Consider the following 13,802-nt stretch of genomic DNA (forward strand, 5'->3'; position numbering starts at 1 on the left):
TGGCCTTGGGCGGCAGCACGTCGCTCAGCGCTTCAGTTGTTGGGAGAGAGCTCGCCCGCGAACCACGTGCCCGCGCCGATCCAGCTGTTGCCGTACCCGCTGTGACCCTGGTTGACGTAGAACTGGCGCTGGTACTCGGTGTCCTTCCAGCAGATGAAGAGCACGCACTTCTTCACGGTGCGGCTGCGGAACCGGTAGCCGTAGGCCAGCGGGTAGTGGGTCAGCCAGCCGGTGCCGATGATGGCGGGCACCTTCCGATCCTTGATGGAGTCACGCGCCCTCTCGCGCAGCCTCGTCGCGTGGTAACCAAGAACGTTGTAGTGGGTGGACACGGTCGCCCCCGAGCGATTCTTCAGGTAGCCGTTGGCCTCGTCCATGTTCCAGGGGGCGGTGGCACCATTGTCATTGAAGGGGTTGCAGAAGGTGTCGACGTGGTTGCGCAGCTCCCAGGTCATGTTGCGCACGCCGGTGTCCATGCTCGCGGGCGCCACCGCGTCGGCGTCGTAGCCGCCATTCGCGCGGTACATGCCCCAGCGCTTGGCCCAGGTCGGGTTGCCCAGGGACGCCTGGAGATCACCCCAGCCAAACAGCATCGACCAGGCCGTGGCGCCACAACCGCTGTAGCACCCGGAGGTGTTCGGCCCGGTGCCGGAGGACATCTGCCCGTAGAGGCGCTGATTCGCATGACTGCCGGCGAAGGAGGTGGACCAGGGACTCCAGGCTCCCAGCAGTCCCTGGTCCGCCCAGTGCAGGCTCTCGGAGCCGTCGGATTTCGAGGTGGACGCCTCCGGACTCACATCCTCGCGCGCCAGGACGACGAAGCGCACCGACTCGGCGGGGGCACCGGGGTAATAGATGTCCACGGTCAGCGGCAGCTCGACGCCGGGCTTGGCCGCGACCGCGGTCAGCACCAGCTTCTGGTTGCCCGCGGAGGTGGTGACGAGCTGGGCCCTGACGAACTGGGAGCCCTCCCCGCTGAGCCGGAACTCGGCCTGGGGATACAGCAACGCCAGCTCGGCGGTCCGGCCCTCGACGAGCCCCTCCCCCGAGTCCCGCGCCAGGGCATCCGTCGTCCACTCCTCCTCCGCCTGACGCTTCAGCGACTCCGCGATGGGGGCATAGGACTCACGGTAGCCCGCCTTGAGCTCCTGCCACGATCGCCAGCCGGTCAGCTCGAGGGGTTGGGTGGGAGTGCTCGGGCCATCGACGACCCGGCGGGCCACGGCCCTGGAGGCTTCGCGGTCATCGGCGATCGCCACCTCCGGCACCCACGAGACATCCGTTGGCGTGATGGGGCCCTCGAGCGCGGCCGGGTCCTGACCCACGATGCGGTGGGGCAAGCCGCCCATGTTCGCCAGCATCTCGCCCTCGAGTCCCTCGGCCACATAGGAGAGGGCGTCCACCTTGTAGAAGGTGGTGACCGCTTTGCCAGCCGTCCGGGTCAGGGTCTCGGTCGGCGACAGCCCCTCGAAGCTCCAGTGGGCGATGGGATAGTCGTGGGAGCCCGTCGACACGATGATGAAGCCCATGGACCGATCCCGGACGAGCACGCGGAACTCGTAGTAGGCCACGCCCAGGACATCTGGCCGGTACAGGGGCTGCACATCGGGAGCCAGGAGGGCGCTCCCCCAGGTCGGTGCGCTCTCGGTCCCCCGCATGTCCTCGAGGAGCTGCGCCGCCAGGCGATAGGACTCCCGCGGCACCCGCGTGATCGGCAGGGCCTGTCTGCTCATCAAGAGCTGCTCGGCCCGCGGCTCGGGGCGTTGTGGCACGTCGGCCGCGAGGTCCGTCTGGGGATCCCCCACCCCACAGCCAGCCAGGGTGAGTGCGAAAACGGCGGTCCAGGAGTTCTTTTTCTTCATCACGAGTCGTCTCTCCGTGAGCCTTCAGGCTCATTCAACTTCCTCGCGCTCATCCGTTTGCCGGGGCGCTTGTGAAGGAAACGAAGCCTGGAGGAGATCTTCCCGCTGGGTATTTCCCGGTCTTTTTTTGGAGCCCCTCCGCAATGGGGACCTGGGATAGGCTGTGTCGGCAACTTCACCAGGAGCATGCATGCGCAATGGAATGAAGCAGCTCGGTATGAGTCTCGGCCTCTTCTTGTCTCTGGGGACCTCGTCGGCGGCCCTGGCCTATCCCCCGCAGTGTATGGATGTTTGTTCATGCAACAGCAGCTGTGCCGCGCCTTGCTATCAGGGCACCTTCCGAAGCAGCTGTGCGGATGAGATCTGCGTGGACTACTGCCGGCCCAGCGTCATCCAGGCCTCGGTCTCCCAGGCCTCCTCCACCCAGGAGGCCCAGGACACCCAGGAGCCGCGGGACGCTTCCCAGGATGTCTGCGATGAGCGGGCGCGGCAGGCCACTTCCTCGAAGAGCTGAGCCCACGCCTCCGTACTAGCCAGCGACGAAGGCCACCCCCGGGTGGTGTTGATTTCGCCCATGCTCAACAGGAGTTGCATGGGCATTCCCAGCCGCATGCGCATCAATTGGTCGAGCAGGTAGACATGCGGCTGGGACGTGGGGCTTCTTGAGTCATCTCGTCGACTCAGGGTGTCGTGACCATTTGCCAGGCGACTCCTTGTGGGGAATCAAGCCTGGACAGGTGATGGTAGACGTTGCGTGTGAGGGAGGGACGTGTGCACCTGCCTCGCGGCGCACGAGGGCCGGGGCCCGGGTCAGCTGGACCCGCCCGGCAGGAAGCTGTCGGGGAGGACGGTGTTCACCGCGCGGACCATCTCCGGCAATCGATCCCAATCGACGTCCCAGTCAGGCGCGTAACCATCCCTGCCCTGGGGCGGGGGGGGCGGGGGGACGGGCTCGGTGCCCCACGAGATGGGGGGGCCCGCATCCGCGGTCGCCACGTCCGTGGTCTGGCTCGGAAACGAGCCGTGGTAGCTGACCCCGGGAGGAGTGGTGATGAGGATGGCCTTCTGGCGGAGCATGTTCTCGGTGAAGGGGCCCAGCTCCGTCTGGAGCTGCCCATCGATCACGAAGACGTAGGCGCCGGTGGACATGTCCAGGCCGAAGGCGCGGAAGCGCGGCGGAGGAACCTGGCCCACGGCATTGGGCGGGAGCGTGTACGCCACCACTTGGACGAACTTGCGCGCGGTCCTCGTCGTCCGCCAGAGCTGGTTCAGGTTCACCGTGCTCGACAGGGTGATGACGGGAGGGGGAACCCCCGGGTGCGCCGGGGCCGCGCCCGCCCCGCTCGCCCCCTGAGGGGGCTCCGTCGGCTTGATGCCGCCCGCGACGGACAACCCAGACCCCTGCGCCCCCATCAACGGCTTCACGTCCTTCATCGTCATTCTCCCTCGCCCCATGGCTCCTGGAACATGGCTGCTGGAACTCTCACGAGCTGCCAGCAGAACGCTGCCCCCCTGGAATCTTCCCGGGGGAATTTCCCGGGGATTTTCTCACTCGAAGAGCAGCACGTCACGGACCCAAGGGGTGTGGGAGCGCTGGAGCCAGAGCCGACGCTCGTCCCGGAGGGCCACCGAGGGCGCGGCTCCGGCCCGGATGCGCCCACGCACGGACTCGAAGAAGGGACCGGCCTCGGCGTCCGGAAGGTCCACGGTGGCGGCGAAGACGGCACGGGCTCCGGCCTCCACGAAGGCCACCGGCAGGCTGAAGGACTCGTGCAGGAAGGGGGCGGTGTGCGCCGCGCGGCAGGCCGCCAGGATGACCACCGGCGAGCCCCGCAGGGTCTGGGCGCGGACCTCGCGGGCCGTCAGGGCGTAACGCCCGTCCGGCTCCGGGGACAGCACCACCAGCGAGGCCTCCGAGACCTCGGTATTCAACAGGCCGTGGGCGTGGATCTCGATCTCGGTGGCGTCCGCCATCTCCGCGAGCACCCGTCCGGGAGTGGCCGAGGCCCCGGAGAGCACGCCGCGCCGCACGTCCGGCTCGCCCGGTGCCCAGGCCTTGAGCCGAGGCAGGCCGAGCTCCGCCGGGGGCTCCACGTCGGAGACGACCAGGTGACGGGCCGCGACGGGAGCCGGGTGGAGGGCAGCGGCGCGGCCCACGTGGTAGCTCCAGGGCAGTTCGGGGGGCAGCAGACCCGCGTGCCCCTGCACGGGGGGACGCGCGAGCACCTGGATGTGCTCACACGGGCGGAGCATCTCCAAGAGGGGGGCGGGCACGAGCCCCTCGGCCTCGCGGAAGGGGGTGGTGCGGCTCGCGTCCTGATGGCCCCGCACACCTCCCTCGGGGCCGCGAGCCACCAGCAGGGTGCGCTCGTCGTCCACGGCCACCGCCAGCGAGCAGCGCTCCGGTACCGGCAGGCCTTGCTCCTCGGCGAAGAGCGTCAGCGCGGCCTCGAAGTCCCCGGCCCCTCCCGCGTCGAACAGCAGCGAGGAGTAGCTGGCCGTGCGGGCCTTGCGGGCGTTCACGTCCTCGCGCGCGAGCTTCGCCGTGTCCTCCAGATTGCCGCGCAGCAGCTCGCGGCCCCGGGCCGGGTCATGCTCCAGCTCGAAGCGGGCCTCGTAGTGGGCCAGCAGGAGCTGCTCGCCGGGGTTGAGCGTCCCGCTGGCCCGGAGGGACGCCAGCGCGGCCCCGAAGTGCTTCGCGTCCTCGTCGAGCTGGGTGCTGGAGCGGGCCAGCTCGGCGAGCACGGCCACGCCGGAGAGCAGGTTGAGCGGGCCGCACGCCCTCGCCAGCTCGAGGCGCGCGCGGGCCTCGGCGGGACGCAGGGCCAGCTGGTACATCACCGCGAGGTTCTGCTGGATGCCCTGCACCATGGGGCAGTCCCGAGGCGCTCGTGCGAGCGCCTCGCCGAACCAGGCCTCCGCCAGCGGCGGGCTGCGAACGAGGTACGCGATCTGCCCCAGGGCGAGGAGCAGGCGTATTTCCATCACCCAGTCGTGGTCTCGCCGGGCACGCTGGAGTCCAGCGAGCGCGTGCTGGCGTGCGTCGGCGGGGCGGTGGAGCACGGAATAGACGAAGGCGAGATCGTTCTCGAGCTCGGCGCAGAGGTAGTCCAGCTTGCTCGTGGAGCAGGTGCGCAGCGCGGCCCGGAGAAGCTGCTCGGCGTGGACACGGTCTCCGAGCTTCTGCACGGCCCCGGCGCGCCAGTGCGCGGCGAGCAGGGTGAACCAGGCGTCACCGGTGCTGGCGGCGAGCGCCTCGTAATCCTCCAGGTGGGTGGGGATGGACTGGCTGTGGAAGAGCGCGCCCATGAGCACGTCCGTCTCACCGGCCCGGCGGGACTTCTCGATGAGGGCCCGCCACCCGGCGGGAGGGCCGCGCTCGCGGCGGAGCCGATCATGCTCGCGCGCCAGCGGCCCCCGGCGGGAGAAGTCCCGCCCGGCCACGTGGTGCACCAGCGCCACCAGGGTGCCCTGGCCCTCGTGCGTGTCCAGCGCCTGGGCCAGGGGGAGCAGTTCCAGCGTCCGCTCCCGCGTGGGGGCGGCGCGCAGCGCATCGTAGAAGAAGAGGCGGAAGAGTCCCGGGAAGGCGCGGGCCTGCTCCAGCGGGACGGGGCCTCCGGCGCGCATCGCGTTGCCGACCTCGAGCGCCCTGGCGTAGGCGGACTGGTGCGCCTCCACCTGTCGGCGCAGTTCCTCCGCGCGCTGCTTCGCCTCGGTGCTCCAGCCGGGCTCGCCCACGGAGGCGACACGCTCGAAGGCGTCGGCGGCCATCAGGCCCAGGCCGAGCTCACGCAGCACCAGTCCGCGGTTCCACAACGCCCGCGGGTGCCGGGGGGAGGCGGTCAGCACGCCGTCGAGCAGCTCCAGCGCCTCGGGCAGGTCTCCCTTGTCCAGGGCGAGGAGGGCGCGGTCGCAGTCCACGTCCGGGGAGTGCCCGGCCTTGTCCAGGTACACCGCGGCCTGGGTGGCGTTGCCGCGCAGCAGATACGCGGCGGCGAGGCCGTGGAAGTCCTGGGCCTCCTCGAGCGCGGCGAGCTCCTGGAGGAGCGGTGGAGGGAGCATGGCGGAGGCTCCCGCGCGCACGGGGGAGTGGGGGCGGTAGACATCGGCGGCCGCATAGCCGAGGCGGGCCTCTCGCGCGCGCGTCTGCGTCCGGGCGAGCCACACATCCCCCGAGGGCTTTCGCGGCCGCGCGAAGAAGAAGAAGAGCGCTCCAGCCGCGACCGCGGCGAGCACCAGCCCCACGCCCCACCCGCTTCCCTGGCGCCTCACGGGGCGTTCACCAGACGCGACAATCGCGGCGCTCGAGGAGTCGAAGCGGCACCGGGAGTTTCACGGGTTCAATTCCCCTTTCGTGGTGGGACGGAGTCAGTTCCCAAGGGGGGCAGTGTACCGAATCGGCCGCCAGGCCGCCGGGCCCGGCGTGCTGTCTGGAGCAGACGGCCCGGCCCGAGGAGTCGATCTTCTGGAGGGAGGAAAATCGGCCCGGGAAGATCCCGGGGCCGTGGCGTTGAGAAGGCGGACCACATGAATGCCTTCTCTCTCTCAGCGCAGCCTTCGGTACGGAGTTCCTGGATTTCACGGAGCTTGACCGGCCCGGCGGGCACGGTCCAATGTGCTGATGTCTTGGAATCGCCTCCTCCTGCCGCCGTCGCCCTGGACGGTCCCTGGTTCACTGCCTTCGTGAGGGAGCATGAGGCGGCGCTTCAAGCCACCGCGCTCCGGCTGTGCGGCAATTCCACGGACGCGCGGGATCTGGTGCAGGACACCCTCGAGAAGGGCCTGCGCAACCTCGCGCGCTTCCAGCCTGGGACGAACGGACGGGCCTGGCTGCTCACCATCCTCAACCGCCTCTTCATTGACCGCTGCCGCTCGCGCAAGCGCGAACCCCATGCGGACGTGTCCCCGGAGACCCTCGAGGAGCACGTGGCGCAACCCGAGCGTGAGGACGCTCCGGCGTGGGCCACGCTGGGGCCGGACGCCCTGCACGCGGCGCTGGAGCGGCTTCCCGAGGAGTTTCGCACCGTGTACCGGCTCCACGCCCTGGAGGGCCGCTCCTACCAGGAGATCGCCCAGAGTCTGGGCATCCCCAAGGCCACGGTGGGCACGCGCCTCATCCGCGCGCGCCGCCGGTTGAAGGATCTGCTGATCCCCCCCACCAGCGGACAGGATGTCTCCCGATGAGCACGCCCATCGATGAAGAGATTCATGATCGGCTGCATGCCTTCGTGGATGGCGAGCTGGAGCCCGCCGAGGCGGAGGCCTTTCGCGACCACCTCGGGGAGTGCACGCGCTGCCAGGAGGAAATGGAAGACGTGCTCCAGCTCCAGTCCCTGGGTGAGCAGTTGGCGAGGCAACAGGCATCCCCTCCGCTCCGGAATACCTCCCGCCCGGAGAAGGCCCCGAGGGCGCGAGCCTTCCGTACCGTCTGGGCCCACCGCACCTGGCTGGCTTCCGCGGTGGGCGTGTCGCTCGCCGCGGCCTTGCTCCTCGTCCTTCCACGGCTGTCGGGCTCGGAGGAGTGGGGGCCCGAGGCGCTGGCGCTGGGGCCGACCCGCTCCCTCGAGGGACGGCTGAGCTGGCGGGGGACGAGCACGTACCGGCCCTATGCGGTGAACCGCTCGGGCAACGAGCGCCCGACGGATCCGGTGCCGCTCAAGGTGCTGGTGCGGCTGGAAGAGGAGGGGGACTTCCAGGGCGTCGCGGCGGCGCACCTGCTGCGAGGCGAGCGGGAGCAGGCCGCCGAGGCCCTCGAGCGGGCGCCCTCCACACCGGACGCGGACAGTGACCGGGCCCTGGCCTTGCTGTCCAAGGGCGAGCTGGAGGCGGCGCTCATCCTGCTCGAGGACGTGCTCGAGCGGGACCCGAACCATTCCGCCGCGCTGTGGAACCGCGGGCTGGTGTTGCGCGAGCTGGAGCTGAACCTCCTGGCGGCCCAGGCCTTCACGCGCGTGGCGGAGCGCAACGAGCCGGGCTGGAGCACCGAGGCGCGCGAGAGGGCCGCGTCGTTGAAGGCACGGACCGAGGCGCGCTCCCGCCGGTGGGAGGTGGCCAGGGACGCGAACAAGGCGCTGCTCGAGAAGGGTACGCCCCTGCCCGAGGGGACGCTGCGTGATGCGCCGTCGCTCGCGCGCGAGCACCTGTACCTGTCGGTCTGGTCGGCACCGAGCGCGCAGCGCCTCCGCGAGCTGCTGCCCCTGGCCCGGGAACTGGACGCCCATTATGGCGCCCGGGTACTGGAGCCCTACGTCGAGCGCATGGCCCGGCGTGACTTCCGCCAGCGAGGGCCGCTGGCGGCCACCTTCTCCGAGGTGCTGGCGGGACGGAGCGCCCCCGGCGCGGCGGAGACGTTCATTCGGAACATCCAGGCAGCGGGCGAGACGGATCTGTTGTTGGGGGCTCTGCCCCTGCTCGGACTGCTCCCGGCCCGGTTGGACGAGTACACGCGGGCGGCGCGCGAGTTGGGAGATCCCTGGTTCCTGATGAACGTGGAGCTGCGACGCGCCGAGGCCCAATTCGCGGAGACCCGTCTGGGTGAGGCCGAGGCCACGGTGCTCACGGCCCTGCCCGAGTGCGAGCGGCAGGGGCTGGATGCTCGATGCGGGGAACTCGAGTCGTTCCTCACGCACCTCTACACGGTGCAGCATCGGTTGGTGGAAGCGCGCGAGCACGCGCTCCACGGTGGGCAGCGCGCACGCGCCACGAACAACATGGAGTTGGAGACGCGCTTCCTCCAACACTTGAGCGACATCAGCCGTGACCGGGGCGCGTTCGCCCTGGCCCGGGCCTACTTGAATGAAGCGGCTTCACGGCTGCCCTAGGTCGTCTTCGAGTAATTCCCTTCGGACGAGGCCTCGCGCGTCACCCCGCGCTGGCCTTGGGCGGGAGCACGTCCACCACGTTCACCTGGCTGAAGCCCACGGAGAAGAACAGCACCCGCAGGGTGTTCTCCGCCGAGCGCCGGGCGCGCTCCTTGAGGCGGGCGTCCGCCTTCACCTCTCGCTCGAAGGCCTCGCGCGCCTTCTCCAGGAGCTGGGTCGTCTCCGCGCTGTCCAGGTTGGAGCCGATGATCTCCGTCTCGCCCGGCTTGAGTTCCACCTTCGTCTCCAGGGGCGGGAGGACCACGTCCACGCGCGAGCCCTGCACGCGCAGCGCGGAGTCATCGAGCCGGCCGAAGTCGTAGCCCAGGTGCACGTCGGCGAAGACGATGGCGCGGCCGCGCGGCGTGTGCAGCGAGTAGCTCGCCCAGTTGATGACGTCCTTCCAGAGCGAGTTGGTGCTCTGGGGCTCCGGCGAGAACTCCACCTTCTTGTAGAGGGAGACCGTCAGGGTCTCCAGCCGCGCCACCTCGCGCACGCGCGTGACGAGCGCGGGCGTGTCCGGCAGGGCGGGCGCCTTGGGACGCATCAACAGGAAGGTGCCCACGGCACCGGCAACCAGGGCGAGAACGACGACCACCACCCGCACGAGCAGACGCACCATGGTCCGCCATTCTAGGCCATCTGGAGGTGCGGTAGGGTTCGCCCCGCCATGCACCCCCTGTCCCTGCGCGATGAGGAAGTCCAAGCACTCGGTGAGCACGGCTGGTTCACCCGCGAGGGCTTCCTCGGGGAGAGCGAGGCCCGGGCGCTCCTCGTGGAGGCGAGGGCGTGCGTGGAGGCCGGCCGGCTGCGGCCCGCGGGCATCCGCCGGGGCGCGGATCTCACCCTGGACCGCTCCACGCGGGGCGACTTCATCACCTGGGTGGAGCCGGGAGAGGCCGACACCGCCTTCGGCCGGCTCCGGGACACGTACACCGCGCTCGGGGAGGCCCTGTCGGCGGGGGCCTACCTGGGGCTCGGCCGCTTCGATCTCCAGCTCGCCTGGTATCCGGGCGGAGGCGAGCGCTATGCCCGCCACGCCGATGCCTTCCCCGGCCAGTCCAACCGGCGGGTGACGGCCATCTACTACCTCAACCCGGAGTGGACGCCGGAGCACGGGGGGCTCCTGCGCCTCTACCCGGAGGGGGGGCCCGTGGACGTGGAGCCCCGGCTCGATCGGCTCGTCGTGTTCCTCAGCGAGCGCATCGAGCACGAAGTCCTACCCGCGCGGGCTCCCCGGCTCGCGCTCACGGCCTGGTTCTACGGCCGCGACGCGGGGTGAGTCGGCTCAGTGAGTCGGCTCAGGTGAGCAGCTGCGGCTCGAGCTCCACCTTGAGCCAGCCCGGCTGGCGCAGGTCGAAGGACTGGTAGGCCTCGATGGCGCTGGTGATGGGCTGCACGCGCGTGAGCAGCTCCGTGGGCTCCACGGCGCCGGTGCGCACCAGCTCGAGCAGGTGGGGGATGTACTTGCGGTGGTGGCAGTTGCCCATCCGCAGCGACAGGTTCTTGTTCATCGCCATGCCGATGGGGAAGGTGTTCATCTGCTGTGGGTACACGCCGATGATGGACAGGGTGCCCGCCTTGGCGAGCGCCTCCACCGCCCACAGCACCGCCTGCATCGGCGCATCGCCCTGGACCCAGTTGTCCCCGTGGGACTTCGTCTTGGGCGCCGCTTCCTTCTGCTCGCGCTTGAACTCGGTCTTGAGCGCGTCGGCCTTCTTGCCCGCGGGGCCGTGGTGCGCGTGCATCGAGTCCACGCCCACCGCGTCGATGGCCCGGTCCACGCCGATGCCACCCGTCAGCCGCACGAGCGTCTCGACCGGATCCTCCTCCTCGAAGTTGATGACCTCGGCGCCCTGGGCGCGGGCGGCGTCGAGCCGATCCTCGTGGCAGTCGATGGCGAAGATGCGCCCGGCGTTCATCAGTTTGGCGCTCAGGATGGTGAACTGACCCACCGGTCCGCAGCCGAACACCGCCACGGTGTCACCCGGCTTGATCTCCGCCAGGTCCGCGCCGAAGTAGCCCGTGGGGAAGATGTCCGACAGGAGGATGGCCTCCTCGTCGGTCACCTCGTCCGGGAGCTTCACCAGCCCCACGTGGGCGTAGGGGATGCGTGCCTTCTCCGCCTGCAAGCCATGGAAGGGGCCCGACGGCGCCGGACCGCCGAAGAAGGCCGTCCCGGCGCGCTTGCCATGGGGGTTGGCCACGTCGCATTGCGCGTAGTAGCCCGAGCGGCAGTACGAGCAGCTGCCGCAGGCGATGGTGGAGGGAATCACCACCCGGTCGCCCACGCGCAGGTTGCGCACGTCCTTGCCCAGGGCCTCCACGACGCCCACGCCCTCGTGCCCGAGGATGGTGCCCGGCACCATGCCCGGCATCGTGCCGCGCACCATGTGCAGGTCCGTGCCACAGATGGCACTGGCCGTCAGCTTGACGATGGCATCCGTGTCCTCCTGGAGGACGGGCTCCTGCACGTCGTCGAGCCGGATGTCTCCAATTCCATGAAAGACGACCGCCTTCATTGCCGCTCCTTCTCCCCTCGGGGGATGCCGGGCGCCAGGGGCGCCACCGGTCTGGACTCTTCCCGGTGAGGAGTGGGCACGTGCCCGTGCGGGTGCCAGCGGCGGATGCTTCCCCTCGTGGAGGGCGGGCGGCGGGGGGACCGGCCGCCATGGTGGGGGCTGTCAGCGGCCGATGTGGAAGGTCAGCCGCTTGCCGAAGACGCGGCGGAAGAGGGCCACCTCGCGCTCAGCGGACCACAGCTCCAGGTCCACGGGCTGGCGCGCCTTGAGGTGCAGGGCCACCGCGTCGCGGCCATTCGTGGCGCGCAGCTCCTTGATGGGTTGGTGATGGCTGCCGTCCAGCGCGTTGGCGATGCGCAGCAGCGTGGCCAGCTTGCGCACCAGGCGGGCCTCGGCGGCGCTCAGCCCTTGCATCCCCGAGTGGTTGAGCTCCGGCGGGCTGCGTTGGTGGTAGCGCGCCACTCGCGCCACCAGCTCGCGCTCGCGGTCGGCCAGGCCCGGGATGTCTCCGTGGTGGATGAGGTAGTAGGCGTGCTTGTGGTGGCGCTCGTAGCTCACGGCGTTGCCCACGTCGTGCAGCAGCGCCGCCGTCTCCAGGTAGGGCCGGGCGGACAGGGGCAGGTTGTGCAGCGCCGCCAGCTCGTCGAAGAGCGTGAGCGCCAGCCGCGTGACCTGGCGCGCATGCTTCTCGTCGAAGAACAGGCGCCGCCCCATGGCCACCGCCGCGTCCGCGAGCGAGTGGTCCTCGCGCGTCTCGTCCTGCCGGTAGAGCAGGTCCACCAGCAGCCCGTCTCTCAGGCCCCGGTTGACCGCGGCGATGCTCTCCACGCCCAGGTGCCGCGCCGCGCGTTCGAGGATGGTGGCGCCCGCGACGATGATGTCCGCGCGCCGCGGATCGAAGCGCTTGCGCCGCCGCTCGGGCGTCATCTCCGCCAGCGTCTCCACCGTGCTCTGCAACTGGCGCAGCGACGCGTGCGCCGTGCCCTCGCTGGCCGCGAAGCCCACCACCGCGCTGATGGTACCCGAGGAGCCCAGGGCCATGCGCGGCAGGCCCGGAAGGCGCTCGGGGATGGCCTTGCGCAACTGCTCCTCCACGTAGCTGCGCATCAGCCGCAACTGCTTGGGCGTCACCTTGCCGGCCGCGTCGAACATCTCCGTGAGCCGCACCGAGCCCATGGGCAGGCTCCACAGCTCGTCCGGCTTCTCCCCGGTGGCGAGCACCACCTCGGTGGAGCCTCCGCCGATGTCCACCAGCAGCGAGCGGACGTTGGGCGGCTTTCTGTGCAGCACACCCAGGCAGATGAGGCGCGCCTCCTCCTTGCCGCTGACCACCTCCAGGTTGAGCCCCGCCTCGTCGCGTACCCGCTGGACGATCTGCTGCTGGTTGCGCGCGTCGCGCATGGCGCTGGTGGCCACCGCGCGCACCCGCGCCTTGTGCCGCCGGCACAGCGCCGCGTAGCGCCGCAGCGTGGACAGGAGCCGGTCCGCCGTCTCCTCGGGCATCATCCCACTGGCGAACACCCCTTCTCCCGGGCGGATGGGATCTCGCTCCTGGTGCAGGGTTTCCAGGGAGCCGTCGGCGTCCGGCCGCGCCAGTTCCAGGCGCACGGCGTTCGTGCCCACGTCGATGGCGGCGAGCACGGTTTGCAGGGGCGGAGGGGCCATGGAGACCCTGCTTACCAAAGTTCCAGGGGGGTCTTTGGTAACAGATTGGGGCGGGGGCGCCGCGGCCGGGTGTTTCCTCCCGGCTCCGATGTGCTTCCGGGTGGTGCCTTTGTTACCCATGGCGTATGACATGGCGGATGGAACGTTTCCAGGCGGGGGCGCATTGGGGAGGCCGCAAGGAGTCCGCCGCGGCGTGTGCCGCGCGGGCGGAAGAGTTCTTCCGCCTGCTGGCCGAGTGCGATCCGGCCTACTCCCGCTGGTTCGAGTACGCGTACTCCCGCAAGAACGCGCTGCGGCTGCCCTTCGAGCCCACCGCGGAGACGTTCCTGCGCTTCTTCGAGCGCAAGAAGTACCGGCTCGGCCGGGATGCCTTCTACTTCGATGCATGGACGGGGCAGGAGCAGACGGGGCGGGGTGGATTGCTCAACCTCACCTGTGGCTCGGGGACGCCCTTCTACGCCAATGGCTGTCTGCTCCACCTGCCGCGCGAGGGGGCTGCCGCGCAGCGCGTGCTCACCGTGCAGGTGCTCAAGCAGGTGGTGCGCGCCATGGCGCGGGCCTGGGAGCCGGACCGGTGCGCGGTGGTGTCCGAGGCGGATCCCTCCGCCAGGCGGATGGTGGAGGCGGACGGCGCGTGCGTCGGCTGGCTCACGTACTTCTCGCGGGCTCATGGGCGCGTTCCCTCCCTGCCGCGCCCGGTGCGCGTCGAGCCGGTGGAGGAGCTGGGCACGCTCATCATCCTCACGCCGCAGCCCTTCTCGCCGGGCAATCCGGCGCACGCGGAGCTGGCCGGGCGCGTTCGCGAGCGGCTGGAGCGCTCGGGCCTGCTGCCCGCCCGGGCCGGGTGAGGCCTTTCGCGTGGGCATCCGTCCGCCACGTGACGATTGGTCCGG

General features: G+C 70.4%; 11 protein-coding genes. 4 read left to right on the forward strand and 7 right to left on the reverse strand.

Annotated elements, in window-relative coordinates; translation table 11 throughout:
* Positions 1-32 precede the first annotated feature (32 nt).
* The 4 genes from D187_RS22115 to D187_RS22130 all read right to left on the reverse strand — a co-directional run bounded on the left by D187_RS22115 (position 33) and on the right by D187_RS22130 (position 6,134).
* The gene (locus D187_RS22115; RefSeq protein ID WP_043430962.1) at positions 33-1,862 is read right to left on the reverse strand and encodes a hypothetical protein; all 1,830 of its coding nucleotides are present in this window, start codon (positions 1,860-1,862) and stop codon (positions 33-35) included.
* A gap of 372 nt (positions 1,863-2,234) precedes the next feature.
* On the reverse strand, positions 2,235-2,456 hold the full coding sequence (locus D187_RS55365) for a hypothetical protein (RefSeq protein WP_155893504.1): 222 nt from the start codon (positions 2,454-2,456) through the stop codon (positions 2,235-2,237).
* Positions 2,457-2,672: 216 nt separating this feature from the next.
* Positions 2,673-3,296, reverse strand: a complete 624-nt coding sequence (locus D187_RS22125) for a hypothetical protein (protein ID WP_002622823.1) — start codon at positions 3,294-3,296, stop codon at positions 2,673-2,675.
* 114 nt (positions 3,297-3,410) lie between these two features.
* Positions 3,411-6,134, reverse strand: a complete 2,724-nt coding sequence (locus D187_RS22130) for a CHAT domain-containing protein (protein WP_076606195.1) — start codon at positions 6,132-6,134, stop codon at positions 3,411-3,413.
* A 354-nt stretch (positions 6,135-6,488) separates the two neighbouring features.
* On the opposite strand from D187_RS22130, the gene D187_RS22135 reads away from it, so the two are divergent.
* Positions 6,489-7,046 carry an RNA polymerase sigma factor gene (locus D187_RS22135; protein WP_002622825.1) on the forward strand — a complete coding sequence of 186 codons (558 nt, stop codon included), beginning with the start codon at positions 6,489-6,491 and terminating at the stop codon, positions 7,044-7,046.
* Positions 7,043-8,683 carry a zf-HC2 domain-containing protein gene (locus D187_RS22140; RefSeq protein WP_002622826.1) on the forward strand — a complete coding sequence of 547 codons (1,641 nt, stop codon included), beginning with the start codon at positions 7,043-7,045 and terminating at the stop codon, positions 8,681-8,683. Before D187_RS22135 ends, D187_RS22140 begins: the two co-directional genes overlap by 4 nt.
* Positions 8,684-8,723: 40 nt before the next feature.
* Here the strand turns inward: D187_RS22140 and D187_RS22145 are convergent, their stop codons facing one another.
* Positions 8,724-9,344 (reverse strand): DUF4230 domain-containing protein, encoded by a 621-nt coding sequence (locus tag D187_RS22145; protein ID WP_002622827.1) that lies wholly within the window; start codon positions 9,342-9,344, stop codon positions 8,724-8,726.
* Between the two features lie 48 nt (positions 9,345-9,392).
* Here D187_RS22145 and D187_RS22150 point away from each other — a divergent pair, with 48 nt between their 5' ends.
* Positions 9,393-10,004, forward strand: coding sequence for a 2OG-Fe(II) oxygenase (locus tag D187_RS22150; RefSeq protein ID WP_002622828.1), 612 nt, complete (start codon positions 9,393-9,395; stop codon positions 10,002-10,004).
* 19 nt (positions 10,005-10,023) lie between these two features.
* Here the strand turns inward: D187_RS22150 and D187_RS22155 are convergent, their stop codons facing one another.
* Positions 10,024-11,244 (reverse strand): zinc-dependent alcohol dehydrogenase, encoded by a 1,221-nt coding sequence (locus D187_RS22155; protein ID WP_002622829.1) that lies wholly within the window; start codon positions 11,242-11,244, stop codon positions 10,024-10,026.
* A gap of 162 nt (positions 11,245-11,406) precedes the next feature.
* Positions 11,407-12,909: a Ppx/GppA phosphatase family protein gene (locus D187_RS22160; protein WP_002622830.1), complete on the reverse strand. Its 1,503-nt coding sequence runs from the start codon at positions 12,907-12,909 to the stop codon at positions 11,407-11,409.
* Positions 12,910-13,046: 137 nt separating this feature from the next.
* Between D187_RS22160 and D187_RS22165 the strand changes: the two genes are divergently transcribed.
* On the forward strand, positions 13,047-13,757 hold the full coding sequence (locus D187_RS22165; protein ID WP_002622832.1) for an Imm52 family immunity protein: 711 nt from the start codon (positions 13,047-13,049) through the stop codon (positions 13,755-13,757).
* Positions 13,758-13,802 lie beyond the last annotated feature (45 nt).

This window comes from Cystobacter fuscus DSM 2262, from assembly GCF_000335475.2.
GTDB lineage: Bacteria > Myxococcota > Myxococcia > Myxococcales > Myxococcaceae > Cystobacter > Cystobacter fuscus.